At 61.6% G+C, this 26,324-nt stretch carries 22 protein-coding genes and 3 pseudogenes; 12 read left to right on the top strand and 13 right to left on the bottom strand.

Translation table 11 applies throughout. The annotated features are described in order from the left end of the window. Nucleotides 1–130 precede the first annotated feature (130 nt). From pcaF to pcaR, 4 genes and pseudogenes are all read right to left on the bottom strand, one after another. On the bottom strand, nt 131–1,333 hold the full coding sequence (pcaF, locus tag MFF34_RS00160) for a 3-oxoadipyl-CoA thiolase (protein ID WP_099430329.1): 1,203 nt from the start codon (nt 1,331–1,333) through the stop codon (nt 131–133). Nucleotides 1,334–1,335: 2 nt separating this feature from the next. After that, nucleotides 1,336–1,525, bottom strand: a pseudogene (locus MFF34_RS00165) (CoA-transferase subunit beta); the annotation flags it as partial. 183 nt (nt 1,526–1,708) lie between these two features. Continuing rightward, complete coding sequence (locus tag MFF34_RS00170; protein WP_027594087.1) at nt 1,709–3,055, bottom strand: MFS transporter; 1,347 nt, start codon at nt 3,053–3,055, stop codon at nt 1,709–1,711. Between the two features lie 333 nt (nt 3,056–3,388). Beyond that, the gene (gene pcaR / locus MFF34_RS00175) at nt 3,389–4,264 is read right to left on the bottom strand and encodes a pca regulon transcriptional regulator PcaR (RefSeq protein ID WP_050580745.1); all 876 of its coding nucleotides are present in this window, start codon (nt 4,262–4,264) and stop codon (nt 3,389–3,391) included. 533 nt (nt 4,265–4,797) lie between these two features. Here pcaR and MFF34_RS00180 point away from each other — a divergent pair. Continuing rightward, nucleotides 4,798–4,998, top strand: a complete 201-nt coding sequence (locus tag MFF34_RS00180) for a hypothetical protein (RefSeq protein WP_027594085.1) — start codon at nt 4,798–4,800, stop codon at nt 4,996–4,998. Nucleotides 4,999–5,311: 313 nt separating this feature from the next. Then, nucleotides 5,312–6,784 (top strand): inorganic phosphate transporter, encoded by a 1,473-nt coding sequence (locus MFF34_RS00185; RefSeq protein WP_027594084.1) that lies wholly within the window; start codon nt 5,312–5,314, stop codon nt 6,782–6,784. Nucleotides 6,785–6,948: 164 nt separating this feature from the next. Here the strand turns inward: MFF34_RS00185 and MFF34_RS00190 are convergent, their stop codons facing one another. Then, nucleotides 6,949–8,424: a helicase HerA-like domain-containing protein gene (locus MFF34_RS00190; RefSeq protein ID WP_238209444.1), complete on the bottom strand. Its 1,476-nt coding sequence runs from the start codon at nt 8,422–8,424 to the stop codon at nt 6,949–6,951. A 311-nt stretch (nt 8,425–8,735) separates the two neighbouring features. On the opposite strand from MFF34_RS00190, the pseudogene MFF34_RS28195 reads away from it, so the two are divergent. The 5 genes and pseudogenes from MFF34_RS28195 to MFF34_RS00210 form a co-directional block, all read left to right on the top strand. Further along, nucleotides 8,736–9,608: pseudogene (locus MFF34_RS28195) on the top strand (cache domain-containing protein); the annotation flags it as partial. A gap of 261 nt (nt 9,609–9,869) precedes the next feature. Then, a pseudogene (locus tag MFF34_RS28200) lies at nt 9,870–10,466 on the top strand (methyl-accepting chemotaxis protein); the annotation flags it as partial. 234 nt (nt 10,467–10,700) lie between these two features. After that, complete coding sequence (locus tag MFF34_RS00200) at nt 10,701–11,822, top strand: glycosyltransferase family 1 protein (RefSeq protein ID WP_238209446.1); 1,122 nt, start codon at nt 10,701–10,703, stop codon at nt 11,820–11,822. Further along, entirely contained in the window at nt 11,815–12,579 is a 765-nt protein-coding gene (locus MFF34_RS00205; RefSeq protein WP_238209448.1) for a DUF2334 domain-containing protein, read from the top strand. The genes MFF34_RS00200 and MFF34_RS00205 overlap by 8 nt, the downstream gene beginning before the upstream one ends. After that, nucleotides 12,576–13,568, top strand: a complete 993-nt coding sequence (locus tag MFF34_RS00210; RefSeq protein WP_027594079.1) for a lysylphosphatidylglycerol synthase transmembrane domain-containing protein — start codon at nt 12,576–12,578, stop codon at nt 13,566–13,568. The genes MFF34_RS00205 and MFF34_RS00210 overlap by 4 nt, the downstream gene beginning before the upstream one ends. A gap of 285 nt (nt 13,569–13,853) precedes the next feature. On the opposite strand, the gene purU is transcribed toward MFF34_RS00210, so the two are convergent. Next, a complete protein-coding gene (gene purU, locus MFF34_RS00220) occupies nt 13,854–14,705 on the bottom strand; it encodes a formyltetrahydrofolate deformylase (RefSeq protein WP_027594078.1) in 852 nt (283 codons plus the stop codon). A gap of 283 nt (nt 14,706–14,988) precedes the next feature. Between purU and mvaT the strand changes: the two genes are divergently transcribed. Further along, nucleotides 14,989–15,366, top strand: coding sequence for a histone-like nucleoid-structuring protein MvaT (gene mvaT / locus MFF34_RS00225; protein ID WP_027594077.1), 378 nt, complete (start codon nt 14,989–14,991; stop codon nt 15,364–15,366). Nucleotides 15,367–15,439: 73 nt separating this feature from the next. Here mvaT and sbcB read toward each other — a convergent pair whose 3' ends face one another. The 3 genes from sbcB to MFF34_RS00240 all read right to left on the bottom strand — a co-directional run bounded on the left by sbcB (nt 15,440) and on the right by MFF34_RS00240 (nt 17,791). After that, entirely contained in the window at nt 15,440–16,876 is a 1,437-nt protein-coding gene (gene sbcB / locus MFF34_RS00230; protein WP_238209452.1) for an exodeoxyribonuclease I, read from the bottom strand. 36 nt (nt 16,877–16,912) lie between these two features. Beyond that, nucleotides 16,913–17,281, bottom strand: coding sequence for a PilZ domain-containing protein (locus MFF34_RS00235; RefSeq protein WP_027594075.1), 369 nt, complete (start codon nt 17,279–17,281; stop codon nt 16,913–16,915). A gap of 123 nt (nt 17,282–17,404) precedes the next feature. Continuing rightward, nucleotides 17,405–17,791 carry a tol-pal system YbgF family protein gene (locus MFF34_RS00240; protein ID WP_238209454.1) on the bottom strand — a complete coding sequence of 129 codons (387 nt, stop codon included), beginning with the start codon at nt 17,789–17,791 and terminating at the stop codon, nt 17,405–17,407. 180 nt (nt 17,792–17,971) lie between these two features. Here MFF34_RS00240 and pyk point away from each other — a divergent pair, with 180 nt between their 5' ends. Continuing rightward, a complete protein-coding gene (gene pyk / locus MFF34_RS00245) occupies nt 17,972–19,423 on the top strand; it encodes a pyruvate kinase (RefSeq protein WP_027594073.1) in 1,452 nt (483 codons plus the stop codon). A gap of 160 nt (nt 19,424–19,583) precedes the next feature. Next, nucleotides 19,584–20,822, top strand: a complete 1,239-nt coding sequence (locus MFF34_RS00250) for a delta-60 repeat domain-containing protein (RefSeq protein WP_238209456.1) — start codon at nt 19,584–19,586, stop codon at nt 20,820–20,822. Between the two features lie 74 nt (nt 20,823–20,896). Here MFF34_RS00250 and MFF34_RS00255 read toward each other — a convergent pair whose 3' ends face one another. Further along, nucleotides 20,897–21,817 carry an iron-sulfur-binding ferredoxin reductase gene (locus MFF34_RS00255; protein ID WP_238209465.1) on the bottom strand — a complete coding sequence of 307 codons (921 nt, stop codon included), beginning with the start codon at nt 21,815–21,817 and terminating at the stop codon, nt 20,897–20,899. A 249-nt stretch (nt 21,818–22,066) separates the two neighbouring features. Between MFF34_RS00255 and MFF34_RS00260 the strand changes: the two genes are divergently transcribed. Next, nucleotides 22,067–23,590 carry a fumarate hydratase gene (locus tag MFF34_RS00260; protein ID WP_027594070.1) on the top strand — a complete coding sequence of 508 codons (1,524 nt, stop codon included), beginning with the start codon at nt 22,067–22,069 and terminating at the stop codon, nt 23,588–23,590. A gap of 50 nt (nt 23,591–23,640) precedes the next feature. Here the strand turns inward: MFF34_RS00260 and MFF34_RS00265 are convergent, their stop codons facing one another. Then, a complete protein-coding gene (locus MFF34_RS00265; protein ID WP_238209467.1) occupies nt 23,641–24,513 on the bottom strand; it encodes a carbon-nitrogen hydrolase family protein in 873 nt (290 codons plus the stop codon). Further along, nucleotides 24,510–25,100 (bottom strand): GNAT family N-acetyltransferase, encoded by a 591-nt coding sequence (locus tag MFF34_RS00270; RefSeq protein ID WP_027594068.1) that lies wholly within the window; start codon nt 25,098–25,100, stop codon nt 24,510–24,512. Before MFF34_RS00270 ends, MFF34_RS00265 begins: the two co-directional genes overlap by 4 nt. A 115-nt stretch (nt 25,101–25,215) precedes the next feature. Between MFF34_RS00270 and MFF34_RS00275 the strand changes: the two genes are divergently transcribed. Further along, nucleotides 25,216–25,614, top strand: coding sequence for a nuclear transport factor 2 family protein (locus tag MFF34_RS00275; protein WP_027594067.1), 399 nt, complete (start codon nt 25,216–25,218; stop codon nt 25,612–25,614). Between the two features lie 124 nt (nt 25,615–25,738). On the opposite strand, the gene MFF34_RS00280 is transcribed toward MFF34_RS00275, so the two are convergent. Then, nucleotides 25,739–26,320 (bottom strand): DJ-1/PfpI family protein, encoded by a 582-nt coding sequence (locus MFF34_RS00280; RefSeq protein ID WP_172960384.1) that lies wholly within the window; start codon nt 26,318–26,320, stop codon nt 25,739–25,741. Nucleotides 26,321–26,324: the final 4 nt, after the last annotated feature.

Genomic DNA, 26,324 nt, shown 5'->3' on the forward strand with positions numbered 1-26,324 from the left:
GTTCCGCTGCGCGGCTGGCCATTAGCCTTGTGTCTCATAGATCCGGCCTCTTCGCGGGTAAACCCGCTCCCACAGAGGATTGCGTGGATCCCTCTGGGAGCCAGTTTACCCGCGAAGAGGCCGAGCCTGATCAAACCCGCTCGATGGCCAACGCCAAACCTTGGCCTACCCCCACACACATGGTCGCCAGGCCTTTACGCCCGCCGCTCTTCTCCAACTGATGCAACGCCGTCAGCACCAGGCGCGCGCCACTCATGCCCAGCGGGTGGCCCAGGGCAATCGCGCCACCATTGGGGTTTACCTGCGGCGCATCATCGGCCACACCCAGCTCACGCAGCACGGCCAGGCCTTGGCTGGCGAACGCTTCATTCAGCTCGATCACGTCGAAGTCGCTCATCGCCACACCCAGGCGCTCGGTCAGCTTGCGCACCGCAGGCACGGGGCCAATGCCCATGACCCGAGGAGCCACGCCGCCGCTGGCCATGCCCAGTACCCGGGCACGTGGGGTCAGGCCGTGTTTCTTCACCGCTTCCGCCGAGGCCAGGATCAGTGCCGCAGCACCGTCGTTGACACCCGACGCGTTGCCTGCGGTGACTGTCTTGTCCGGGCCATTGACCGGCTTGAGCTTGGTCAATGCTTCCAGGGTGGTTTCCGGGCGCAGGTGTTCATCACGCTCGACGATAGTTTCGCCCTTCTTGTGGGCAATGCGCACTGGCACGATCTCTTCGGCGAAGAAGCCGGCTGCCTGGGCCGCGGCGGCCTTTTGCTGGCTGCGCAGGGCGAATGCATCCTGGTCGGCGCGGGAAACCTGGTAATCGTCAGCGACGTTATCAGCGGTTTCCGGCATCGAATCGACGCCGTACTGGCTCTTCATCAGTGGGTTGATGAAACGCCAGCCGATGGTGGTGTCTTCAAGCTTCATGTTGCGCGAGTAGCCGCTTTCGGCCTTGCCCATCACGAAGGGTGCACGCGACATCGACTCGACGCCACCGGCGATGGCCAATTCCATTTCGCCACTGGCGATCGCGCGGAACGCCGTGCCGATGGCATCCATGCCCGATGCGCACAGGCGGTTCAGGGTCACGCCAGGAATGCTCTCAGGCAGGCCCGCCAGCAGCAGCGCCATGCGCGCCACGTTGCGGTTGTCTTCACCGGCCTGGTTGGCACAGCCGAAGAACACTTCGTCGACCTGATCCCACTGCACCGAAGGGTTACGCTCGATCAGCGCCTTCAGCGGCACTGCCGCCAGGTCATCGGCGCGCACGCCGGCCAGGGCGCCGCCGAAGCGGCCGATCGGGGTGCGGATGGCGTCACAGATGAATACGTCGCGCATTTGGCATCTCCTGCCATCTGGCCATGGGCCGCGGCGGTATGGGCTTCGAGGTCGCGTAAGGCGGACATCTCGATTCGGGTGGATTCGGTGGTGGTCTGCACGTCGCCGGCAAAGCGGATCGCCCAGCGGATGGCCGCAACGATCTGCTCGCGGGTTGCCCCCCGAATGAACCGCAGCGACAGCGAATTCATGGGGTGCCGGCTTGCTTTGGAGACTACCGGTCAGGGTTCATCAGTGCGTTCAGATTAAGGAGACTGGTAGGTCCCTTACAATCCGATAATCGACCTTATGTGCGATTATCGAACCATTTATGTATTTCTACTGTAGGAGCAGCCTTGTGCTGCGAATGGGCCGCAAAGCGGCCCCCTTCGGCACTCAGGTCGCGTCCGCGTGGCTGACCAGCCCTTTCACGACCACACCCACCGTCGCCAATGCCGCCGGCACCAGCAGCGCTGTCAGCACCTGTTCGAAATTCCAGCCCAGGCCCAGCAGCGTCGCACCACTCCAGGCGCCGAGGATCGCGCCAAAGCGGCCGATGCCCAGCATCCACGAAACGCCCGTGGCACGCCCTTGGGTTGGGTAGAAGCGGGCAGCCAGCGACGGCATGGCCGACTGCGCACCGTTAACGCACATGCCAGCGACCAGCACCAGTGTGGCGAGCAGGGTGATGTTGCCCAGGCTCTGCCCCACCGCGTAGGCAAACACCCCGGCCAGCAGGTAGAAAATGCCGATGACCTTGTGCGGGTTGAAGCGATCCATGGCCCAGCCCACTCCGACTGCGCTCAGCACGCCGCCAAACTGGAACAGTGCGCCAATGAACGCCGCCTGCTCCATGCTGGCCCCGCTGTCACGCATCAGGGTCGGCAGCCAGCTGGTCAACAGGTAGACAATCACCAAGCCCATGAAGTAAGTCAGCCACAGCAACATCGTGCCCAGGCCGTAGGTGCCGGAGAAGATGACCGCAAATACGTTGCGCGCCGCCACCGCCTTTTGCTCCGGCACACTGAAGCTGGCCGCCTGGGCCACTACCTGCGGCGCAATCGGCGCCAGGGTTTTGCGGACTTTGTCCGTACCGCGATTACGCACTACCAGGAAGCGTGCCGACTCCGGCAACCAGATGAGCAACACCACCGCCAGCAACAGCGGCAGCACGCCACCGATCACCAGCAGGCTATGCCAGCCATACGCCGGGATCATCTTCGCGGAGATAAACCCACCGCCCGCCATGCCCAGGTTGAAGCCGCAGAACATGCTGGTCACCAGCAGCGATTTGAGCCGCTCAGGGGTGTACTCGGACAGCAGCGTCGTCGCATTGGGCATACCCGCACCCAGGCCAAGCCCGGTGAGGAAGCGCAGAACCAGCAACTGGTCGACATTGGTCGCGTAGGCCGAGGCCAGGCTGAAGCCGCCGAACACCAGCACGGCAGCCACCAGCACGCCTTTACGCCCAAAACGGTCGGCCAGCGGGCCTGAGCCCAGTGCGCCGAACACCATGCCGATCAACGCGGCACTCATGACCGGTCCGAGGCTGGCGCGGTCGATGCCCCACTCCTGCGACAAGGCCGGGGCGATGAAGCCCATGGCGGCAGTGTCCAGGCCATCGAGGAAAACGATCAGAAAACACAGCAGCACGACGCGCCATTGATAGCGGGACAGCGGCTGGTCGTTGATGAACGACTGGACGTCGAGGCATTTGCCGACGTTGGTTTGCGGTTGGTTCATTGTTGTTATCCAGAATTAGGGCACGGCCATGCCACTGCACTCAGCGCGCAAGTACAGGGGTTGATAATAGAAGGATGGCGGCCTGCGTCAGCCTGGATACAACAGTGCTGCGAGCGGGTGCGGCCGCGGCAGCGATGGGACAGTAGTCATGGTATGTGCCTCACATGTTTTTCTTGTTCGGTCGGCAAAGCCGACCGTTGCGAGAGACATTAATCAGCCTACCGGGACGACGCAATTCACTGAGCACGACATTGTGCGTTTATCGAACAGGAAAGGCGTCCGTGCTCGATAATGGGGCAGGAAGGGCGCTCAGCGGCCCTCCCTTGCGCGGCATCAACCAAACAATTGATGGCAAAGGTCTCGACTGGCTGCCAGCAGGATCGGCAAGAAGCGCTGCTCCAGTTCGCTGCGCGTCACACGCCCGACGTGGGTGCTGACGTTCAATGCAGCCAACACCTGCCCCGAAGCGTCATAGATCGGCACGGCGATCGAACGCAGCCCTTGCTCCAGTTCCTGGTCCACCACGCACCAGCCCTGGGCTCGTACTTGCTGAATGCAGGCAAACAAGGATTCGGCATCGTGCAAGGTGCGGCTGGTACGCGGCTTGAGGTCAGCCCGGTCGAGGTACTCGCGCAGGCTGGTGTCGTCCATCGCCGCCAGCAGAATGCGCCCCATCGACGTGCAGTAGGCCGGCAAGCGCCCGCCTACCGACAAGTCGACCGAGATCAACCGCTCCACAGTCGCCGATCGGGCTATATAAAGGATGTCGTCGCCTTCGAGGGTGGCCATGTTGGCCGCCTCGTGCAGTTGGTCACTGATGCGGTCCAGGTACGGCTGCGCAGAAATCGCCAATGGCGTCGACGACAGGTAGGCATGGCCCAGGGTCAACACCTTGGGCAGCAGTGAATACGTACGCCCGTCAGTCGTCGCATAGCCCAGCTTGATCAAGGTATGCAGGCAACGGCGTACGGCTGCGCGAGGGATTTCGGTGCGGTGGCTGATCTGGGCGATGGTCAGGTGGCGTTTGCGCTCCTGAAACGCCTGGATGACTGCCAGCCCACGCGCGAGGGAGGTCATGAAATCCGGGTCGCCAGTAAACGCCTGAATACGCTTGGCCGGCGACGCCACGATCGGCGGCGCCAGGGCGGGTGCGGCAGGGCGTGCCGACTCTGGGTTGGCAGATTCGTTGGCCGCTGTTTCGTCGCTCATCGCTCACCTCAAAAAAAACGCTGGTTCGTGCGATTATCGAACGAACGGCCGATAATCGCAATTGACCGCTGACACTTTTGCTTATACCTTTCTCATGCCACTTTGTGGCTTCTTTGGAGAGACTGGTCAGGTACCCACCGTAGAAGTCCCAGGCAACGGCCTCGCCTTGTGCGAGGCCGTTTTACTTTCTGCGTTCGCCACGGCTGGCCGACGAACTTTTGCCGCTCGCGCCTTTCAAAGTTATACGCACGGTGTGACGCGTTACCCATTGAGCCCAACTACTTCGACGGGCATGTCAGGCTTTGGTAAATATCCCTGTTCGAAGAATTATCGGTTGCTATAATCGATTGGGTTGTACGCCTTGTTGCTGTGGTAATGGAACACACCGCTGTCTCCAGCACTTACGGGCAACCCGCGCATGTGCAGGTTTTGTATGGCACCCCCTCTGCTTTCCCTGTGGCATCCTTTGTATGCACAGGGGCATGCTGTACAGCTAAAACAACAGTCTTAATTCAACTTACTCAGGTACTACTGTGACGAAAGATGAACTGCGCGCAGAACTCGAGCGCCAGGCTGAACGTTACAAGGATGTTTACGGTGGTGAAGTGACCACCTACGCCGCTCAACCGGACCCCGAACGCAAACCGTGGCGCAAGCGCGCCAGCGTGCGTGACCAGGCGTTCAACCAGGAACTGGAAAAAATGGAAAAGGAACTGCGCAGCGACAAGCCGTAAGCGCAACGTTCCGCCTTCCGCGTCGTCGCCCGGCCTGCCCGGGCGCGGTCGATCTTTACTCAGAGGTCGATGATGAAATGGAATTACACAAATTTCATACGGCCGTTTGAATCAGTCAAGCGTCGATTATTTCCCAGACATTTGCCGATTTTTTGAATATTTCACGCTTTTTTGCGGACGCTACTGTTCATGCAAGCGTTGGCAAGCGCGTGAAGGCTGCGTCACAGTGCGTGCTATTGGTCTGTAGCAGGTGCATCGATTGCCAATATTTTCTGGCATAATCCCGCCCCCCTAAGACCGCCAGACAACCTTCATGATCGATTTATTCAGCGGACTGGATGCCTGGGTGTTGGTGAGCCTCCTGCTCGCCTTGACCTTCGTACTCGCCTTCGAGTTCATCAATGGCTTTCATGACACCGCCAACGCGGTAGCTACCGTCATCTATACCAAAGCCATGCCGCCGCACCTCGCCGTGTTCTTCTCCGGCGTGTTCAACTTCCTCGGCGTTCTGCTCGGTGGTGTCGGGGTGGCCTATGCCATCGTTCACCTGCTGCCGGTAGAGCTGCTGATCAATGTGAACACCGGACACGGCCTGGCCATGGTCTTCTCGCTGTTGGCTGCGGCCATCACCTGGAACCTGGGCACCTGGTACTTCGGTATCCCGGCTTCCAGCTCGCACACGCTGATCGGCTCGATCCTCGGTGTTGGCCTGGCCAACGCCCTGATCAACGACATCCCGCTGGGCGATGGCGTCAACTGGCAGAAGGCGATCGACATCGCCATGTCGCTGGTGGTCTCGCCCATGGCCGGCTTCGCGGTCGCTGCGCTGGTGCTGATCGGCCTTAAATGGTGGCGCCCGCTGTCGAAGATGCACAAGACGCCTGAACAGCGCCGCAAGCTCGACGACAAGAAGCACCCGCCGTTCTGGAACCGCCTGGTACTGGTGATTTCGGCCATGGGCGTAAGCTTCGTGCACGGCTCCAACGATGGCCAGAAAGGCATTGGCCTGATCATGCTGGTGCTGATCGGTATCGTACCGGCCAAGTTCGTGCTCGACCTGAACAGCACCACCTATCAGATCGAACGCACCCGCGACGCCACCTTGCACATGAGCCAGTTCTACGAGCGCAATGCCGCCACCCTGGGTGAGTTCCTGGCATTGGGCAAGGCCAAGGCGAGCGACCTGCCGGAGCAGTTCAGCTGCAACCCGCAGCAGACCGAGCCGACCATCGCCGCACTGCAGGCCTCGCTCAAGGGCGTGACTGACTACCACACCCTGGATGCCGAGAAGCGCGTGGAAGTTCGCCGCTACCTGCTCTGCCTGGATGACACGGCGAAAAAGGTCGGCAAGCTGCCAGGCCTCGATGCCCGTGAAAAGGCGGACCTGGAGAAGCTGCGCAAAGACCTCACCGCCACCACCGAATACGCACCGTTCTGGGTGATCGTGGCCGTTGCCCTGGCCTTGGGCCTGGGTACCATGGTCGGCTGGAAGCGCGTGGTCCTGACCGTTGGCGAGAAGATCGGCAAGCAAGGCATGACCTACGCCCAGGGCATGTCGGCGCAGATCACCGCGGCCTGTGCCATCGGCATGGCCAACGTGTTCAGCCTGCCGGTATCGACCACACACGTGTTGTCGTCCGGCGTGGCCGGTACCATGGTCGCCAACAAGAGCGGCCTGCAAGGCGGCACCGTGAAGACCATCCTGCTGGCGTGGATCCTGACCCTGCCTGCCTCGATGGGCTTGGCAGCTGGCCTGTTCTGGCTGGCGTCCAAGGCAATCGGCTGAGCGACACCGCTGTAGAAAAAGGCGCCTTCGGGCGCCTTTTTCATATTACCGCGCCTCTGTAGGAGCAGCCTTGCGCTGCGAAGACGTCGGCAAAGGCACTACAGCTTCATGGGCTGTACCGGCCTCTTCGAAGCGCAAGGCTGCTCCTGCAGTGCGTGGCGCTGCTAGCGCTTCTTGCCCCCCAATAACGACCCCATCAGCCCGCGCACCAATTGCCGCCCCAACTGATTGGCCGCCTGCCGCACGGCGGACTTGATCGCCTGCCCCGCTGCACTCTGCAAAAAATCGCCAGCTTTGTCGGCAAAGCTCTCTTCATCGGCCTTCGGCACTGGCGCTGGCTCGACAGGCTCACCTTTGCGCTGAGTGAGTATTTCATAAGCCGATTCACGGTCCACCGGCTTGTCATAACGCCCGGCCAGCGGTGACGAGGTAATCAATGCAGTGCGCTCAGCCGCACTCAATGGCCCGATACGCGACTGCGGCGGCGCGATCAGCACCCGCTGCACCATGGCGGGGGTGCCCTTCTCTTCCAGCGTACCGACCAACGCTTCACCAATACCCAACTCGGTCAGCACCGCCAGGCTGTCGAATGCGGGGTTGGGGCGGAAACCATCGGCCACGGCCCGCAGCGACTTCTGCTCTTTTGCGGTGAACGCACGCAAACCATGCTGGATGCGCAAACCCAATTGGGCCAGCACGGCATCGGGTAGATCACCTGGCGACTGGGTCACGAAGTAGACCCCCACGCCCTTGGAGCGAATCAGCCGAACCACCTGCTCCAGGCGGTCCTGCAATGCCTTGGGCGTGCCGTTGAACAGCAAGTGCGCCTCATCGAAGAACAGCGCCAGTACTGGCTTGTCGGCATCGCCGCGCTCTGGCAACTGTTCGAACAACTCCGCCAACAGCCACAGCAGGAAGGTTGCATACACCTTCGGCGCTTCATGCACCAGCCGGCTGGCATCGAGCAGGTGGATGCGCCCACGGCCGTCACTGCCGGGCCGCAGCAAGTCTTCGAGTTGCAACGCGGGCTCACCGAACAGCGCCTCGGCACCTTGCTGCTCCAGTGTCGCCAGGCGACGCAGCAAGGCCTGGGTGGAGGCACTGGTCATCAGCGCGCTGTCTTCACCCAGCATCTGCGGGTTGTCCTTCAGGTGCGCCAGCAGCGCCTTGAGGTCCTTGAGGTCGAGTAACAGCAGGCCTTCACGGTCGGCCACCTTGAATGCCGCATACAAGGCTGCCTGCTGGCTGTCGGTCAGTTCCAGCAGGTTACCCAGCAGCAGCGGCCCCATTTCGCTGAGGGTTGTGCGCAAGGGGTGGCCGGACTGCCCGGCGATATCCCACAGGCTTACCGGATAAGCCTGCGGCGTATGCCCCAACCAAGGCATGCCGGCAATGCGTTCGGCCACCTTGCCCTGCGGTGCGCCCGCCGCACCCAGGCCGCACAGGTCGCCTTTTACATCGGCCGCGAATACTGCCACGCCCGCATCACTGAACACCTCGGCCAGGTGCTGCAAGGTGACCGTCTTGCCGGTGCCCGTGGCGCCGGCGACCAGACCGTGACGGTTGGCGAGGCGCATGGCTTGATTGACAGGCTGACCATCAAGGCCCGCCCCTACAACTATTTGCGAAGAATCCGACATCTTCTTTCATCCTCTTCTCAAGCTTTGCCGCGTATCGGCCGATACCTCGGGGTGATATTCGCCTAGAACACAGTAGCAACCCAACTAGGACTTCCCGGGATGTTGCACTGTCTTGCAGATGTATTCGTGCGAACGCCCGATAAAACCTTAGCGGAACCGATTACTCCATGAGCAAAAGCCTTCGTTTCAGCCACAAGATTCTCTTGGCGGCCTCACTGATCGTGATACTCGCCTTCAGCCTGTTCACCCTCTATAACGATTATCTCCAGCGTAATGCCATCAGAGAGGATCTGGAGAATTATCTGACTGAAATGGGCGAGTCGACTTCGACCAATATCCGCAACCTGTTCGAAGGCCGTATAAAGCTGGTAGAGAACCTGGCACAAAACATTGCCCAGGCCCCCAACGACGCTGAAACCCTGATGGGGCAGAATGCGCTGATCACAAGCTTCCTCACGGTGTACCTGGGTAAAGTCGATGGCGGTTTCAGCGTGCGCCCGGACGCCAAGATGCCCGAGGGTTATGACCCACGCACCCGCCCCTGGTACAAGGACGGCATGAACGCCTCTGGCGCAACGTTGACCGAACCGTACATCGACATGACCACCAACAAGATGGTCATCGGCATTCTCAGCAAGGTCTCCAACAGCGTGGGCGTGGTCGGCGGCGACCTGGCCCTCGACGGCTTGGTGCAGATCATCAACTCGCTGAACTTCGGCGGCATGGGCTACGCCTTCCTGGTCAACGACCAAGGCAAAATCCTGGTACACCCGGACCAGAGCCTGGTGATGAAATCGCTGTCAGACCTATTCCCTCAGCACACGCCGAAACTGTCCGGTGAGCTGACAGAAGTTCAGGCCCAGGGCGAGACCCGCCTGCTCACCTTCACCCCGATCAAAGGCCTGCCTTCGGCCAACTGGTACATCGGCCTGTCGGTGGACAAGGACAAAGCCTTCTCCATGCTCAGCACCTTCCGCACCTCGGCGGTGATCGCCACGCTGGTCGCGGTGGTCATCATCATCGGCCTGCTCGGCCTGCTGATTCGCGTGCTGATGCAACCGTTGCTGACCATGACACGCGCCATGGAAGACATCGCCGAAGGCGAAGGCGACCTGACCAAGCGTCTGCGCATCCACAACCACGACGAATTCGGCCTGCTCGGCAGCGCCTTCAACCGCTTCGTCGAGCGTATCCACGGCTCCATCCGCGAAGTGTCCTCGGCCACCGAGCAGGTCAATGAAGTGGCCCTGCGCGTGATCAGCGCCTCGAACTCGTCGATGACCAACTCGGACGAGCAATCCAACCGCACCAACAGCGTCGCCGCCGCCATCAATGAACTGGGCGCCGCGGCACAGGAAATCGCCGGCAATGCTGCCCAGGCTTCGCAACACGCCAGCTCCGCACGGCTGCTGGCCGAAGAGGGCCAGCAGGTGGTCGAGCGCAACATCGCCGCGATGAACCGCCTGTCCGACTTGATCGTCACCTCCAGTGCGCACATCGAGACGCTCAACAGCAAGACCGTCAACATCGGCCAGATTCTCGAAGTCATCACCAGCATCTCCCAGCAGACCAACCTGCTGGCCTTGAACGCGGCGATCGAAGCCGCCCGCGCCGGTGAAGCCGGGCGTGGCTTTGCCGTGGTCGCCGACGAGGTGCGCAACCTGGCACACCGCACCCAAGAGTCGGCACAACAGGTGCAGACCATGATCGAAGAGCTGCAGGTCGGTGCCCGCGAGTCGGTCGATACCATGGGCCAGAGCCAGCGCCACAGCCAGGACAGCGTGCAGATCGCCAACCAGGCCGGCGAGCGGCTGGACAGCGTGACGGTGCGTATCGGCGAGATCGACGGCATGAACCAGTCGGTGGCCACCGCCACCGAAGAGCAAACAGCCGTGGTCGAGGCGATTAACATGGACATCAACGAGATCAACATGCTCAACCAGGAAGGTGTCGAAAACCTGCAGGCCACCCTGCGCGCGTGTTCGGACCTGGAGCAACAGGCTTCGCGCCTGAAACACCTGGTGGGCAGCTTCCGTATCTAGTGACTGCTCAATAGCCCCCTGTAGGCGCAGCCTTGCGCTGCGAAGAGGCCAGCTCAGCCCACAAAGCTGTAGCGTCCGTGCCGACCTCTTCGCAGCAAAAGGCTGCGCCTACAAGCCCGCAGCAACCAGCCCAACCTCGATCGAACAAACTATCCTTCTGGTAGGTCAACCTTTAGGCGCGTCATCGCCGGCCCATTACGGCCGGATGACAGACCCGAAGACGATCCCGGAGGGATGCTGATCGTGCACATTGCCGACATCACCATGTTCTACGCCCCCGCCAGTGGTGGCGTACGTACCTATCTTGATGCCAAACACCGCCGCCTCGATGCCATCCAAGGCGTGCGCCACAGCTTGTTGATCCCCGGCGCCAGCGCACAACACACCGATGGCATCTACCAGGTGCCGGCCCCTCCCCTGCCCTTTGGCAATGGCTACCGCTTCCCGGTGCGCCTGGCGCCTTGGTGCAATGTGCTGCGCAGCCTCAAACCCGACCTGATCGAAGTCGGCGACCCGTACCTGACCGCTTGGGCTGCCCTGGAGGCACGCCGCCAGCTCGATGTGCCGGTGATTGGCTTCTACCATTCCGACCTGCCGCTGCTGGTCAGCAACCGCATGGGCAATTGGTTCACGCCCAATGTCGAAGCCTATGTCAGCAAGCTGTACGGCAACTTCGACCGGGTGCTGGCCCCCAGCCAGGTGATGGCCGACAAACTGCGCCGGCTGGGCATACGCGATGTGCATGTGCAGCGCCTGGGTGTAGACCTGGCCACCTTCAACCCCGACCACCGCGACCCGCACCTGCGCGCGGAACTTGGGATTGCCGACACCAGCCGCCTGCTGATCTACGCCGGCCGTGGCTCGCGGGAAAAGAACCTGCCGGTACTGCTCGACTGCATGCAGCGCCTGGGGCGGCCCTACCACCTGTTGCTAGTGGGCTCCAACATGCCTGTGAATGTGCCGCAGAACGTCAGCGTGATCGACTACTTCTGCCCGCCGCAGGAGGTCGCCAGGCTGATGGCCAGTGCCGACCTGCTGGTGCATGCCGGCGACCAGGAAACCTTCGGCCTGGTCATTCTCGAAGCCATGGCCAGCGCGACGCCAGTGGTGGCGGTGCGTGCCGGTGCCTTTGGCGAAATCGTCAACGAACAATGCGGGCGGCTGTGCCAGGCCAATGACGGGGCGGCGATGGCGCAGGCGGTGCGCCAGGTGTTCGAAGAGGGCGTGCGTACCCTAGGCACCCAAGCCCGCCGCCATGTCGAGCAACACTATTCATGGGACAACGTAGTCGCCGGCCTGCTGCAGCATTACCAGGCCGTGCTCGGCCACCAACCGCAGGCGCGGGCCCATGGCTGAAACCGGCAGCGCAGCACGCAGCCTGATGCTGGTGCTGCACGATATCGCGCCCGAGACCTGGCCCGACTACCAACCCTTCGTCGAAGCCGTCGACAAGATCGGCGGTGTGCCCATGACCTGGCTGGTGGTGCCAGACTTTCACCACCGCAACCCCCTGCACCGCTCGCCCACGTTCTGCCGCCTGCTCGACCGGCGCCTGGCAATGGGTGATGAGCTGGCGCTGCATGGCTACTACCATGCTGACGACGGCGCGCCACCGCGCAGCCCCGGGGCGTTTTTCATGCGCCGCATCTATACCCATGAAGGCGAATTCTATGGGCTGGATCACCGTCAGGCGCTGGCACGCCTGGAGCAAGGCCTGTCGGTGTTCGAGCGGCAAGCCTGGCCGGTTGCCGGCTTCGTCGCCCCCGCCTGGCTGATGAGCGAAGGCACGCGCCAGGCCCTGCGCCAATTGCCGCTGCGCTACACCAGCACACCGCAGCACCTGTACCGCCTGCCTGAGTTCACCGCCATCGAGGCCCCCGGCCTGGTGTGGAGCGCACGCAGCGCCTGGCGCCGAAGGGTGTCGAAGGTACTTTGCGACTGGCAATGCCAACGCTGGCGTGGCGCGCAGACCCTGCGCCTCGGCCTGCACCCGGTGGACATGCGCCACCGCGTATCACGCGACTACTGGCTACACACCCTGCAGACGCTGCTGGCAGAGGGCCGCGAGCCGTTGACCAAGTCCGCCTGGCTGGACCGCCAGGCCAGCGCATGAATCGCCTGGGCTGGCTAGGCCTGGCCCTGCTGGGCGCCGTGCTGGTACCGACACTGCTGGGCGGCAGCGAACTGCTGCCCCGGCTGCAACGCTTCGATCCCGGCCTGTTACTGATGCTACTGGGCATGATCGTGCTGTGCTGGGTGATCAACGCCATTCGCCTGCGCCTGCTGCTCGGCCAGCAAGGCGCACAACTGCGTTACCTGCGCAGCCTCGGCGTGGTCATGGCCACCGAGTTCGCCATCTGTACCACCCCTGGCGGCAGCGGCGGCCCGCTGACCCTGATGGCCTTGCTGGCGCGCGATCGCATTGGCCCGGCGCGCAGCGGCGCGGTATTCGCCATGGACCAGTTGAACGACTTGCTGTTTTTCTTCTGCGCGATGCTGGCGATTGCCGGCTATGCGTTGTTCCACCGCCTGGGGCACAGCCAGCAAAGCATGTTGCTGGGCAGCGCACTGTTGCTGTGTGCGGCATTGGTCGTAGTGCTGGGGTTGCTGCGCTACCGGCGTGGGCTGATGCGCTTGAACGGTCGCCTGTTACAGCGCCTGGGGATGTCTGCGGGGCGTAAACGCCGCTGGGCGCGCAAGCTGCTGCACTTCATCGACGCCCTGGCACAAACCTGGCGCCTGCCCAAGCGCACGCTGGCACTGGTCTTCACCCTGACCTGCGCGCATTGGGGCCTGCGTTACAGCGTGCTGTACCTAGTGCTGAAGGGGTTGGGTGTGGAGCTGTCGTGGATCCCCAGCTTCCTGGTGCAGATGCTCTCGCTCAGCGCCGGCCAGTTCAGCCTGTTGCCGGGTGGCGCAGGTGCCGCCGAATTGACCTCGGCAAGCCTGCTCACACCCTTGGTGGGCAGTTCGACAGCGGCGGCAGCGATCGTTATCTGGCGCGCGGTCACTTACTACTTTTATCTGCTGGCGGGTGGGCCGGTGTTCGCTTGCCTGCTGGCACGCCCGCTGCTGGAGCGTTGGCGGCGTCAGGCGGGTTGAGTTGCTGCCAGAGTTCGGCTGCACCGGGGAAGTCGGTGCCGTCGGCGTCACTCAGGGCCTCGGGGTCATAGCGGGCCAGGCAGCCCTCGCCGAGGGTTGGCGGTGGTGAGGCGCCAGCTTTGTCACGTGGATCTGGCATGAGCGTTTCCTCGCGATTGAGGGGGCGCTTTGCGCCCCATCGCCGGCAAGCCGGCTCCCACCCGAACGGTGTAGCCTCCAAGGCTAGCGCCGCACCTGTGGGAGCCGGCTTGCCGGCGATGGGCTGCGAAGCAGACCGGCTCGGTATCAGTCGAACACCACGGTCTTGTTGCCGTGCACCAGCACGCGGTCTTCCAGGTGATAACGCAGGCCGCGGGCCAGCACCATCTTCTCGACATCACGGCCGAAGCGGACCATGTCTTCAATACTGTCGGCATGGCTGACACGTACCACGTCCTGCTCGATGATCGGGCCGGCATCCAGCTCTTCGGTCACGTAGTGGCACGTCGCACCGATCAGCTTCACGCCGCGCAGGGCCGCTTGATGGTAAGGCTTGGCACCGACGAAGGATGGCAGGAAGCTGTGGTGGATGTTGATCACTTTTTCAGCGTAGTCCTGGCACAGCTGCGGCGGCAGGATTTGCATGTAGCGAGCCAGCACTACTACGTCGGCCGCGTGCTCCTGGACCAGGCGCGACACTTCGGCGAAGGCTGGCGCCTTGTCCTTGGGGTCGACCGGTACATGGAAGAACGGAATGCCGTGCCACTCGACCATGCTGCGCAGGTCGTTGTGGTTGGAGATAACGCAGGGGATATCGCAATCCAGCTCATCGGTGTGCCAGCGGTGCAGCAGGTCGGCCAGGCAGTGGGATTCGCGGCTGGCCATCAACACCACGCGCTTCTTTTGCGCCGAGTCGGTTACACGCCAGGTCATGGAGAACTCTTCGGCGATGGGCGCGAACGCCTCGCGGAATGCCTCGATACCGAATGGCAGGGATTCGGCACGGATTTCATGACGCATGAAGAACCAACCACTCTGTTCATCGGAGTGGTGGCTGGCTTCGTTGATCCAGCCATTGTACAAGGCCAGGAAATTACTGACTTTCGCCACGATGCCAACACGGTCGGGGCAGGCGATCACCAGACGATAGGTGCGCATGAATGAGACTCCAGAACTTCGCAAAGGCGCTCATTCTAGCGGCCCGCCAGGAAAAACGCAGTATGGATCGCACCGCGTGCGTTGTGCTCACCGCCAGGTACACAAGACGTGGCCCTGTTCAGCGGCATGACAAAACCCAGGGTTAATGTAAATTTTTGTTCACGCAGAGAAATGTTGTCACAGCTTAATTAACAGTTAATGGCCCATTTGTATGTTTACTTGCGAGTATCGCCTGTCTATTATTGGCCCACACATTTCTGAACACGCATTAAAGGAACTCTCCATGTCCCTGATTAACGAGTACCGCGCCACCGAAGAAGCCATCAAGGAACTTCAAGCCCGCCTGGCCAACCTGTCGCAAGACGACAAGCTGAAGCAAGAGCTGGAGTTCGAAGGCAAACTGCGCACGCTGATGGGCGAGTACTCCAAGTCGCTGCGTGATGTGATTGCCCTGCTCGACCCAGAGTCGAAACTGAGCAAAGCGCCTCGCGGCGCGGTCAAGCCTACCGCCACTAAGCGTGCGCGCAAGGTCAAGCAATACAAGAACCCGCACAATGGTGAAGTGATCGAAACCAAAGGCGGCAACCACAAAACCCTGAAAGAATGGAAAGCCAAGTGGGGTGGTGACGTGGTTGAAAGCTGGGCGACCCTGCTGGACTGATTGTTCGCACGCTCAACGTTGCTTAGCGCAACAAAAAAACGCCGGCTCAATGCCGGCGTTTTTGTTTTTCCATTCACTGCGCAATTGCAAATTGTGCCTGCAGTTTTCGCGCGTGTTCCTGCCACGCATCCAGAACCCGCCGGCCCGCCTCGTCGGCGCCTTCCCAGGCACGCTGCCGCGCCTGCTCGAAATCACCCAGGGTATTCGGCGCGCCCCACTGCGGGTCGCTCAGGCGTTGCTGGCAGAAGCCATACCAACGCTGACGCTCTTCACTGTTCAAGGTCTCAGGGAAGTTGCGAGCCCGATAACGGAACAACAGTTCAGGCATGCGCGGGTCATCGAACATCCAGTGCCCCTGGCCCAATTGCGCGGGTTCCAGCGTGCGAACTTGCTCACACAAACGCCGATCACGGTCGCCCAGAAAACCGTCATACAACTGTTGTTCAGGATCTTCACTCGGCGTGAAATCATCCTTGCCGTAGATGTGTTCCAGCTTGTCTTGCCATTGTGCTTGTTGATTGGCCAGCTGTTCGCCACGCGATTGTAACAACGTCAAGTCGATGCCCAACCGTTGTTGATCGGCCGGGCGCAATACCGAGAGTGGCGCCAGCACTGGGCAACGATTGATCTGCACCAATTTAAGCGGAACGGGTAATTCGCCCTCGGCCAATTCTTCGTGGCGGGTATACAAGCGCTGACGAAGAACTTCAGGACTTTCCCGCAATAACGGTAGGGTTTCCTGATGCAGGTCGCAGACAATCAGGGCATTGCGATTGCGCGGGTGCCACGCCAGCGGCAGGACCACACCCAGGTAATTACGGGCCGCCGAAAAACGTCCCGAAATATGTACCAGCGGCTGCAACAAACGGACCTGTTCCATCACTTTTTGTTTACTGCGTAGCTGAAACAGCCACTCATACAATTTCGGCTGTTTTTGCCGGATCAAGCGCGCCAGGGCAATCGTGGCCCGCACGTCGGAAAGTGCCTCGTGGGCATGGCCATGGTCGATGCCATTGGCTTTGCTGAGCAGCTCCAGACGCAGGCTGGTACGGCCATCCTGCTGCGGCCACTCGATGCCTTCAGGGCGCAAGGCGTAGGCCGTGCGCACGATGTCGATCAGGTCCCAGCGGCTGTTGCCGCCCTGCCACTCACGGGCGTAAGGGTCGAAAAAGTTGCGGTAAAGGCTGTAGCGCGTCACTTCATCGTCAAAGCGCAGGGTGTTGTAGCCAGCGCCACAGGTGCCTGGGCGCGCCAGTTGCGCGTGCACCCGGGTCATGAATTCGGCTTCGCACAGCCCTTGGGTTTCCAGCTGTTGCGGGGTGATGCCGGTGACCAGGCAAGCAGCCGGGTGCGGCAGGATGTCGTCCGAGGGGCGGCAATAGAGGCTGATCGGTTCTTCGATTTCGTTGAGGTCGAAGTCGGTGCGCACACCGGCCACCTGCAGCGGCCGGTCGCAGCGCGGGTTGATGCCAGTGGTTTCGTAGTCGTGCCAGAAAATGCTGGAGCTCACGGGGTCGTCCTGTATCGAGGTCGACCCGATTCTAGCCTACTCGGCTCTAGCGGAAGCGTTGGCGGGGCGGAAACTGAAATAGTCGTGCAGAGAGCGAACGAACTCGTCGTACTCGCGGGGCGCCTGCAGCAACATGAAGCCGGAGTCGTAATGGCCGGGCGTCTGGTCTTCGCGGCACCACAGGCAACTGGCGGTAAGGTTGATGAACTGATACCCGCCACCGGCCAGCGGCAAACGCAGTTGCAGCTCGTAATCCGGCCCGACCAGCACCGGCAGTTGGCTGATGAGCATCAAACCGTCTACTGAGGCATTACCCAGCTGGCCGATCGGCTGATCGGTAAAACGGTTGAAGACCTTGAGAACGCAGGGCAACTGATGGCGTTCGATATGCCGCTTGTTGAAGATGATCACAAGTGCAGTCCGTACCCGGTGCCAGGAATGCGCGGTACTGGCGGTTGTTGTAACAACTGAGTTACAGATTAGCGCAGCGCGCGCGGTTAATCCCGTGAAATAAATCACACCTTGGTGTTAACGCCAAGGGGTGGTCTGCACCGGGTTGGCCACGGCAGCCTCGGCGCCACGGTAATGGCCAAGCTTCTCGAGGGTCTGCAGCCGGGCCTGGGCGCGGTACGCGTATTCGTTGCCTGGGTAGGCACGGATCATGTACTCGTAGGTCTGCGCAGCGTCCACGAACAGCTTCTGGCGTTCCAGGCACTGGCCACGCAGCAGCGACACCTCGGGGTGGACGAACGGTCGCGAGCGGCTGGTGCGGTCGACCTGCGAAAGCTCCAGCATCACCCGCTGGCAATCACCGCGGTCGTAGGCACGGTAGGCATTGTTCAAGTGGTGGTCCATGGACCAGCGGGTGCAGCCGACGGCGCTGGCCGCCAAGGCTAAAACGATCAGGGCTCGCATGAGGGGTCTCCTTTGATGCCAGTGTATCGGCCTTTGCCCATAAATCTTCACACCCTTTTGCAAGGATGCCCTGACCGTTCAAACGCTACCCTGCCTTGGTCGCAGGTAGTGCAACGGAACAATGACTACAGCGAGATTCAGGAGTAGCCTTTCGCTGCGCTTCACTATAGGAGTCTGTGCATGACCATCCGCCGTACCAAAATCGTCGCCACCCTTGGCCCCGCCAGCAACTCGCCGGAAGTGATCGAACAACTGATCCTTGCCGGCCTGGACGTGGCACGTCTGAACTTCTCCCACGGCACGCCGGACGAGCACAAGGCGCGCGCTCGCCTGATCCGTGAAATCGCGGCCAAGAACGGCCGCCACGTCGCATTGCTGGGCGACCTGCAAGGTCCGAAGATCCGCATCGCCAAGTTCAGCAACAAGCGCATCGAACTGAAGATCGGTGACAAGTTCACCTTCTCCACCGCCCACCCGCTGACCGAAGGCAACCAGGACATCGTCGGTATCGACTATCCCGACCTGGTCAAGGACTGCGGCGTTGGTGACGAACTGCTGCTCGACGACGGCCGTGTGGTCATGCGCGTCGAGACCGCCACTGCTGATGCACTGCACTGCGTAGTGATCATCGGTGGCCCGCTGTCGGACCACAAAGGCATCAACCGCAAAGGTGGCGGCCTGACCGCACCGGCCCTGACCGAAAAAGACAAGGCCGACATCAAGCTGGCCGCGGAAATGGACCTGGACTACCTGGCCGTATCGTTCCCACGTGACGCCAGCGACATGGAATACGCCCGCAAGCTGCGTGACGAGGCCGGCGGCAGCGCGTGGCTGGTGGCCAAGATCGAGCGTGCCGAAGCCGTTGCCGACGACGAAACCCTCGACAAGCTGATCGCCGCCTCCGACGCCGTCATGGTTGCCCGTGGCGACCTAGGCGTGGAAATCGGCGACGCCGAGCTGATCGGCATCCAGAAGAAGATCATCCAGCACGCCCGCCGCAACAACAAAGCGGTGATCGTGGCGACCCAGATGATGGAGTCGATGATCCAGAACCCGATGCCGACACGCGCCGAAGTGTCCGACGTGGCCAACGCCGTGCTGGACAATACCGATGCGGTGATGCTGTCGGCCGAAAGTGCCGCCGGCGCTTACCCGATCGAAGCCGTCCAGGCCATGGCGCGCATCTGCCAGGGTGCCGAGAAGCACCCGACCAACCAGAAGTCCAGCCACCGCCTGCACACCACCTTCGAGCGTTGCGACGAAAGCATCGCCCTGGCGGCCATGTACACCGCCAACCACTTCCCGGGCGTCAAGGCGATCATCGCCCTCACCGAGAGTGGCTACACCCCGCTGATCATGTCGCGCCTGCGTTCGCACGTGCCGATCTTCGCCCTGTCGCCGCACCGCGCTACCCAGGCTCGCGTCTCGATGTTCCGCGGTGTCTACCCGATCGCCTTCGACCCGGCCTCGCTGCCGGCCGACAAGGTGAGCCAGGCAGCGGTCGACGAACTGCTCAAGCGTGGTTTGGTGCAACAAGGTGACTGGGTGATCCTGACCAAGGGCGACAGCTACCACACCATCGGTGGAACCAACGGCATGAAGATCCTGCATGTCGGTGATCCGCTGGTCTGATTGCCTTACACGCCCATAGTCAAAAAGCCCCGTGAGTCCCCTCACGGGGCTTTTTCATGTCCGCTACCTAGCATTTTTGCCAGTTTCGTCGTGGCGCCCAGCCTGCGATCGTTGAGTGACGCAACGGCTTCACACTGTTCAACACGAAAGGTGAAAAGCAATGAGCACAACCCGAAAACAGAACGTGCTGGACCCTGACTACGGCGCCTACGGCGTCGCTCGTCCACACCGGTCGATTGAGCAAATCGCGTCTTCAATCCCAGATAACAGGAATGGCAGAATTTGCGTTGGCACGAGTGTGGGCGGCAATTACGTCATTTTTCGTGTGGATGACACAGGCAAGCTCGATCAACACTTTGGTAAAAACAACGGGCTGACCGAAGGCAAGTTCGCCCCCCCGCTATCCGCCGTTGGCCGCAGTGTTCACCTGCTCTCCGACGGAAAAATCCTCATGATCGGATTGCATAATGGACTACAACCCGCTCTGGCTCGATTCAGCAGCGACGGCTTGCTAGACACTTCATTCGGCGAGGGTGGCCATATTTTGATCAAAACGCCCACAGACCTTTTGAAGCACGACCAAACACACGTCCCATCCTCACCCCGTGCTATCGAAGTTGCTGAGGGAGGACCGCAGGTGCACGCACTTGGGGCGAACGACAAGGTTTACCTCACTTTTCAGTTCAACAATACCCACTCCCTGATCATGCGGTTCAACGCCGACGGCGCCTTGGATACGACCTTCAACGGCACCGGTTACAAGCAGCTTACCCCGCCCAGGGGATACATTACTTATACGAGCGCGATGCTTCTGGACGGTGAATTCATTCTGCTGGGCGGGTCGGTTGAGACTGCTGATCTCGAGATAGCCTGTGTCATCCGGCTGCACAGTAGCGGTGAATATGACTCGACATTCGGTAACGAAGGCTTTGCCTTCACCGAGCTGACTTCTCATAGCAACTTCTTCTCGATTGCCAAACTCGCTTCGAACGCCATCGTCTGTGCCGGCGTCGAAGCACCTCAAAAAGGTGTGATCGCCGCTTTCGATAATCAGGGCCAACCGTTGGCGGACTTCACCATTACCTCACTGGCCACCGGTGGTTACTGGAAAACGGTCGCCGTCTTCAACGACCAGGCCATCATCACCGTAGGGAACACCGGCGGGAATCAAGCTGATCTTTTAGTCGGCAGGTTCTTGACCAACGGCCAACCGGACAGTGGTTTTCAGGAGAATGGCTGGCTGTCGTTTTCTCTAGGGAAGAGCATGGATTGGGTTTTAAGCAGCGAACTGCAACCAGACGGCAGCACATTGGTGACCGGCGAGGACAATGAGGAAAAGGAAGAGGAGCAAGGCTGGATCCGCAAAGGTTTCCTGCTACGTTGCCTCACAGCGCCCTGACAATCAGCGCCAGCACAAGGCAAACGGTCAATCGCGAACTGCCCGCGATTGACCAAGGTGCTTCGTTCAAGGGTTCAAACGTGTTCAACAAAGGCATCCGCATACACCTGGCCTCTCGGCACCCCAGTAATGAACAGGCGCCGGGCGAAACGCTCGACACTCGCGGGCGCCCCGCATACGAGTGCCACCGTCTGTCGTGACACCATCCGCAACCCCGCCAGCGCTTCCTCCATCTGCTCCGCCAGCACCAGCTCGACGGTCACACCTACCCTGCCCTGCAACGCTTCAGCCAGATAATGCCCGGCACTGTCCCGCGCTACATGCAGCACCCGAATCTCGCCACGATGCCCCTGCCGCACAGCCTCACGCAAGATGCCCCACAATGGCGCAAGCCCGGTACCCGCCGCCAACATCCAGAGCGGACGCTCCTGCCAATCCGGGTCGTAGTGCAACGCCCCGCCCCTGAGCTCGCCCAGGCGCAGCTCATCACCAACCCGCAAGCCCCGAGCGCTGTCACAAAACGCCCCTGGCCGCCGGCAGTCGATATGAAACTCGAGGAAATCATCCTCACCCGGCAGGCTTGCCAAGGAATATGGCCGCGCGATCGCACCGTTCCACAACACCAGATGCTGGCCGGCCTGGTAGCGCAGCGCCCGCTCGGGCCGCAGGCGCAAGCGCAACACATCGCCAAACCAGTCCAGTGCACACACCGTCGCGGGCAGGCCTTCGAGCAGCGGGTCGAACACCGCCACGCGCAGGTCATCCACCACCCGGCACTGGCACGCCAGGCGCCAGCCCTGTGCGTGCTTGTCCAGCGCCAAGGCCTCGGGCAAGGCATCCGCCGGTTGCCCGTCCAGGCAATGCACCAGGCAGGCGTGGCAACTGCCTGCGCGGCAGCTGTAGGGCACATTCAAGCCCGCTGCGTTCAAGGCATCGAGCAGGTTGCTGCCGGTGGGCACCGTCCAGCGGCGCTCGCCCACACAGAGTTCAGGCATGGTCATCATTCTCCGGGTACACATCGTCACTCTAAGGCAAGCCGCGATTGGCAGCAAAAAGGATGCCCGTCACCCTGCCGACCATGGTCCAGACCACACGCAGGTGTTTCGCACGGTGAGGCGCGCTATACTGCCGCGCCTTTTTACGTCGGCCTGACCTGCCGACGCCTTGCCAGGCGTTTCGACACACAGGTGTGCAGTGTCGAAGGGCCTTTACGAATGTTCCCGTCTTTAAGAGGAGCGCGCTGCATGACCGTGATCAAGCAAGACGACCTGATTCAGAGCGTTGCCGACGCCCTGCAATTCATCTCGTACTACCACCCCGTCGATTTCATCCAGGCGATGCACGAGGCCTACCTGCGTGAAGAGTCGCCTGCCGCGCGCGACTCCATCGCCCAGATCCTGATCAACTCGCGCATGTGCGCCACTGGCCACCGCCCGATCTGCCAGGACACCGGTATCGTCACCGTGTTCGTGCGTGTCGGTATGGACGTGCGCTGGGACGGCGCCACCCTGAGCGTCGACGACATGATCAACGAAGGTGTGCGTCGCGCCTACAACCTGCCTGAGAACGTCCTGCGCGCCTCGATCCTGGCCGACCCGGCCGGTGCCCGCAAAAACACCAAGGACAACACCCCGGCCGTCATCCACTACTCGATCGTCCCTGGCGACAAGGTCGAAGTCGATGTCGCAGCCAAAGGCGGCGGCTCGGAAAACAAGTCGAAGATGGCCATGCTCAACCCGTCCGACTCGATCGTCGACTGGGTGCTGAAGACCGTTCCGACCATGGGCGCTGGCTGGTGCCCACCTGGCATGCTCGGCATCGGCATCGGCGGTACCGCCGAGAAAGCTGCGGTCATGGCCAAGGAAGTGTTGATGGAGTCCATCGACATCCATGAGCTGAAAGCCCGCGGCCCGCAAAACCGCATCGAAGAGATCCGCCTGGAGCTGTTCGAGAAGGTCAACCAGCTGGGCATCGGTGCCCAAGGCCTGGGCGGCCTGACCACTGTGCTGGACGTCAAGATCATGGACTACCCGACCCACGCAGCCTCGCTGCCGGTGTGCATGATCCCGAACTGCGCTGCCACCCGTCACGCGCACTTCGTGCTCGATGGCTCCGGCCCAGCCGAGCTGGAAGCGCCGTCGCTGGACGCCTACCCAGAAATCGTCTGGGAAGCCGGCCCAAGCGCCCGCCGCGTCAACCTCGACGACATCACTCCGGAAGAAGTCGCCAGCTGGAAGCCAGGCGAGACCATCCTGCTCAACGGCAAGATGCTCACCGGCCGCGACGCTGCTCACAAGCGCATGGTCGAGATGCTCAACCGTGGCGAAGAACTGCCAGTGGACCTCAAAGGCCGCTTCATCTACTACGTCGGCCCAGTCGACCCGGTCGGTGACGAAGTGGTTGGCCCAGCCGGCCCGACCACCGCTACCCGCATGGACAAGTTCACCCGCCAGATCCTCGAGCAAACTGGCCTGCTGGGCATGATCGGCAAGTCCGAGCGTGGCCCGACTGCCATCGAAGCGATCAAAGACAACAAGGCCGTGTACCTGATGGCCGTTGGCGGCGCCGCTTACCTGGTAGCCCAGGCGATCCGCAAGTCGAAGGTCCTGGCCTTCGCCGAGCTGGGCATGGAAGCGATCTACGAGTTCGACGTGAAAGACATGCCAGTCACCGTCGCGGTGGACAGCAACGGTGAGTCGGTGCACATCACCGGCCCTGCGCTGTGGCAGAGCAAGATTGCCGAAAGCCTGGCTGTTGAAGTGAAGTAATTCACCTCTGGCCTGATCGAAAACGCCCGGCATCCGCCGGGCGTTTTCATTTACAGCATCCGCCCGAACTGCTCTGGCCAGTCGCGCCGGGTAAACACCTGCCCCTCCTGCCTCACCCGCCTTACGGCCTCAAGGTCCACCTCACACATCAGCCACTGGCTGCCGACCGGGTTGAGCTGATCACTCAGCGCCACCACGCCATCCGCGGGCATCCCATGGTCCGGCGGTACGAACAACCCCGCACGCCCAATGTTCTCATCCAGCGCTGGCGACCACGGCGCCAGCCCTACCGTCGGGCTCTGCAGCACGGCAATCTGGTTTTCCAGCGCCCTTGCCTGGGCGCCGATACGCACCCGGTTGTAACCGGCTTCGGTGTCGGTGCAACTGGGGGCCAGAATCAGGTCGGCGCCCGCTTCGGCCAAGTGCCGGGCCAGCATCGGAAACTCGTTGTCGTAGCAGATCAGAATGCCCAGCTTGCCAAGCTTGGTCTCGAATACTTTCAGTCCCTCGCCCGGCGCGATATCCCATTGCTCGCGCTCGAAGCGGGTCATGATCAGTTTGTCCTGATAACCCAGCAGACCATCGGGGCCAAACAGCCAGGCGCGGTTGCGATAGCGGCCATCGCCGTCCTGCACCGGCAGGCTGCCGGGTTGCAGATAGATACCCCAGCGCCGGGCGATGCGCTCGCACAAGGCCTTCCAGGGTTCGATCAACGGCTGGATACCGGCGATGGAACCCTTCAGGTCACCCCGTTGCTCCTCGCGTAGCAGCCCGCTGAGCACCAGGCCCGCGTACTCCGGCAACAGCAGCAACTGGGCGCCATCTTGCACGGCTTCGGCGCACAAGCGCTGCAGGTGGTCGACGTAAGCATCCCAGGTCTTGTGCAGCTCGATGGCGTACTGGCAGGCCGCCAGACGGATCATATCGGCAGTTCCTTGAGCCAGAACGACATGATCTTTTCGGACGTTTCCTGCTCATCCAGGTCGCGCCAGCCATAGGTGGTGCGCAAAGAGGGGTCGTGCAAAAAGCCTCGATTGCGCCAAAACCCTTGCAAGGGTTTGTAATCGGCCGGCCGCCGGGGGTGCACGCCTGGGCGCTCGACGGCACAGAAGGCGCAATAGTCGAATTCGGCGAGCTTGTGGGCATAGGACTCGCGTTCGATAAAGAAGCGCACGCCCAGGCCTTGGCCCCGGTACTCCGGCAACACGACCGATTCACCGAAGTAGTACACGCTGGCAGGGTCACGCCCTTGGGCCAGGAACGGTTGCTGGAACTCGGCGGCAACGTCCACCAGCGGCAGGCCGGTGGCGGCACCCACCACCCGGCCGGCGTCCAGCGCCAGCACCACCAGGCTGCGCCCGGAGCGGGCGTAAGTAGACAGGTAGTCGGCCTCATACTCCGGCGTGCCGTCGTAAAGGTAGGGAAACTCGCGGAACACGGTCAGGCGCAGGCGAGCGAGGTCATCGATGTAAGGCGCGATAGCGGCGCCGTGCAACAGGCGTATTTCCATGCTTGGCGGTCGTTTTGTCGATGTGGATGACGCGCTCGGCTAAGCCGGGCTTGAGGGGAAACCCTATCATCCGAACCCACGCTCCGCCTTTTCCCTACACGACAGGTATTGTTCCATGACCGCTACCGAACTGGTAAATGCATACTACGCAGCCTTCAATGCCGGTGACATGCCAGGCTTTCTCGCCCTGCTCAGCGAGGACGTGATCCACGACATCAACCAGGGCGAGCGGCAGATGGGCAAGGCCAGGTTTGCCGCATTCATGGACAAGATGAACCGCTGCTACCGCGAGCGCCTGGCCGATATCGTGGTGATGCAGAATGCCGACGGCAGCCGGGCGGCGGCGGAGTTCACGGTGCATGGCGAATACCTCGCCGATGACGAAGGGCTACCTGCGGCCAATGGGCAGACGTATGTGCTGTCAGCGGGGGCGTTTTTCTATATTCACTGCGGCAAGATTGCCCGGGTGACCAACTACTACAACCTCAATGACTGGGTTGAGCAGGTCGGCTAAAACTGTTCGAGCTGTGCTTCCTGTACGGGCCCTTTCGCGGGCAAGCCCGCTCCCACAGGTGCTCTACTGAACTGAAGAACAGCAGCTACCCTGTGGGAGCGGGCTTGCCCGCGAATGGGCCGGTTCAGGAAATGCGAGTCCCCAGCACCTTCAAAAATGCCGCCAGCCAGGCCGGGTGCGCAGGCCACGCCGGCGCAGTCACCAGGTTGCCATCCACGTGCGCCTGGTCCACCGCGATATCAATGAACGTGCCGCCCGCCAAGCGCACCTCGGGTGCACACGCCGGGTAGGCACTGCACTCGCGCCCTTCCAATACGCCAGCCGCTGCCAGCAACTGAGCCCCATGGCACACTGCGGCAATCGGCTTGCCCGCCTCGTTGAACGCCCTGACCAGGTCCAGCACTTTGTCATCCAAGCGCAGGTATTCAGGGGCACGGCCACCGGGGATCAGCAGGGCGTCATAGCTTTCGGCACGCACGCGCACAAAGTCGTAGTTCAGGGCAAAGTTATGCCCCGGCTTCTCGCTGTAAGTCTGTTCACCCTCAAAGTCATGGATGGCAGTGCGCACGGTCTGGCCTGCCAGCTTCTCGGGGCACACGGCATGCACCGTATGGCCCACCATGCTCAGGGCCTGGAACGGCACCATCGCCTCGTAATCTTCGACGTAATCACCCACCAGCATGAGAATCTTCTTCGCCGTCATCACATTC

Origin of the sequence: Pseudomonas sp. PAGU 2196 (assembly GCF_022179005.1) — a bacterium.
GTDB lineage: Bacteria > Pseudomonadota > Gammaproteobacteria > Pseudomonadales > Pseudomonadaceae > Aquipseudomonas > Aquipseudomonas kermanshahensis.

What these genes read in the sequence shown, in the direction of transcription:
- pcaF (WP_099430329.1), bottom strand. Translation starts at nt 1,333, where the DNA reads ATGCGCGACGTATTCATCTGTGACGCCATCCGCACCCCGATCGGCCGC.
- MFF34_RS00170 (WP_027594087.1), bottom strand. Translation starts at nt 3,055, where the DNA reads ATGAACCAACCGCAAACCAACGTCGGCAAATGCCTCGACGTCCAGTCG.
- pcaR (WP_050580745.1), bottom strand. Translation starts at nt 4,264, where the DNA reads ATGAGCGACGAAACAGCGGCCAACGAATCTGCCAACCCAGAGTCGGCA.
- MFF34_RS00185 (WP_027594084.1), top strand. Translation starts at nt 5,312, where the DNA reads ATGATCGATTTATTCAGCGGACTGGATGCCTGGGTGTTGGTGAGCCTC.
- MFF34_RS00190 (WP_238209444.1), bottom strand. Translation starts at nt 8,424, where the DNA reads ATGTCGGATTCTTCGCAAATAGTTGTAGGGGCGGGCCTTGATGGTCAG.
- MFF34_RS00200 (WP_238209446.1), top strand. Translation starts at nt 10,701, where the DNA reads ATGCTGATCGTGCACATTGCCGACATCACCATGTTCTACGCCCCCGCC.
- MFF34_RS00205 (WP_238209448.1), top strand. Translation starts at nt 11,815, where the DNA reads ATGGCTGAAACCGGCAGCGCAGCACGCAGCCTGATGCTGGTGCTGCAC.
- MFF34_RS00210 (WP_027594079.1), top strand. Translation starts at nt 12,576, where the DNA reads ATGAATCGCCTGGGCTGGCTAGGCCTGGCCCTGCTGGGCGCCGTGCTG.
- purU (WP_027594078.1), bottom strand. Translation starts at nt 14,705, where the DNA reads ATGCGCACCTATCGTCTGGTGATCGCCTGCCCCGACCGTGTTGGCATC.
- mvaT (WP_027594077.1), top strand. Translation starts at nt 14,989, where the DNA reads ATGTCCCTGATTAACGAGTACCGCGCCACCGAAGAAGCCATCAAGGAA.
- MFF34_RS00240 (WP_238209454.1), bottom strand. Translation starts at nt 17,791, where the DNA reads ATGCGAGCCCTGATCGTTTTAGCCTTGGCGGCCAGCGCCGTCGGCTGC.
- pyk (WP_027594073.1), top strand. Translation starts at nt 17,972, where the DNA reads ATGACCATCCGCCGTACCAAAATCGTCGCCACCCTTGGCCCCGCCAGC.
- MFF34_RS00250 (WP_238209456.1), top strand. Translation starts at nt 19,584, where the DNA reads ATGAGCACAACCCGAAAACAGAACGTGCTGGACCCTGACTACGGCGCC.
- MFF34_RS00255 (WP_238209465.1), bottom strand. Translation starts at nt 21,817, where the DNA reads ATGCCTGAACTCTGTGTGGGCGAGCGCCGCTGGACGGTGCCCACCGGC.
- MFF34_RS00260 (WP_027594070.1), top strand. Translation starts at nt 22,067, where the DNA reads ATGACCGTGATCAAGCAAGACGACCTGATTCAGAGCGTTGCCGACGCC.
- MFF34_RS00265 (WP_238209467.1), bottom strand. Translation starts at nt 24,513, where the DNA reads ATGATCCGTCTGGCGGCCTGCCAGTACGCCATCGAGCTGCACAAGACC.
- MFF34_RS00270 (WP_027594068.1), bottom strand. Translation starts at nt 25,100, where the DNA reads ATGGAAATACGCCTGTTGCACGGCGCCGCTATCGCGCCTTACATCGAT.
- MFF34_RS00275 (WP_027594067.1), top strand. Translation starts at nt 25,216, where the DNA reads ATGACCGCTACCGAACTGGTAAATGCATACTACGCAGCCTTCAATGCC.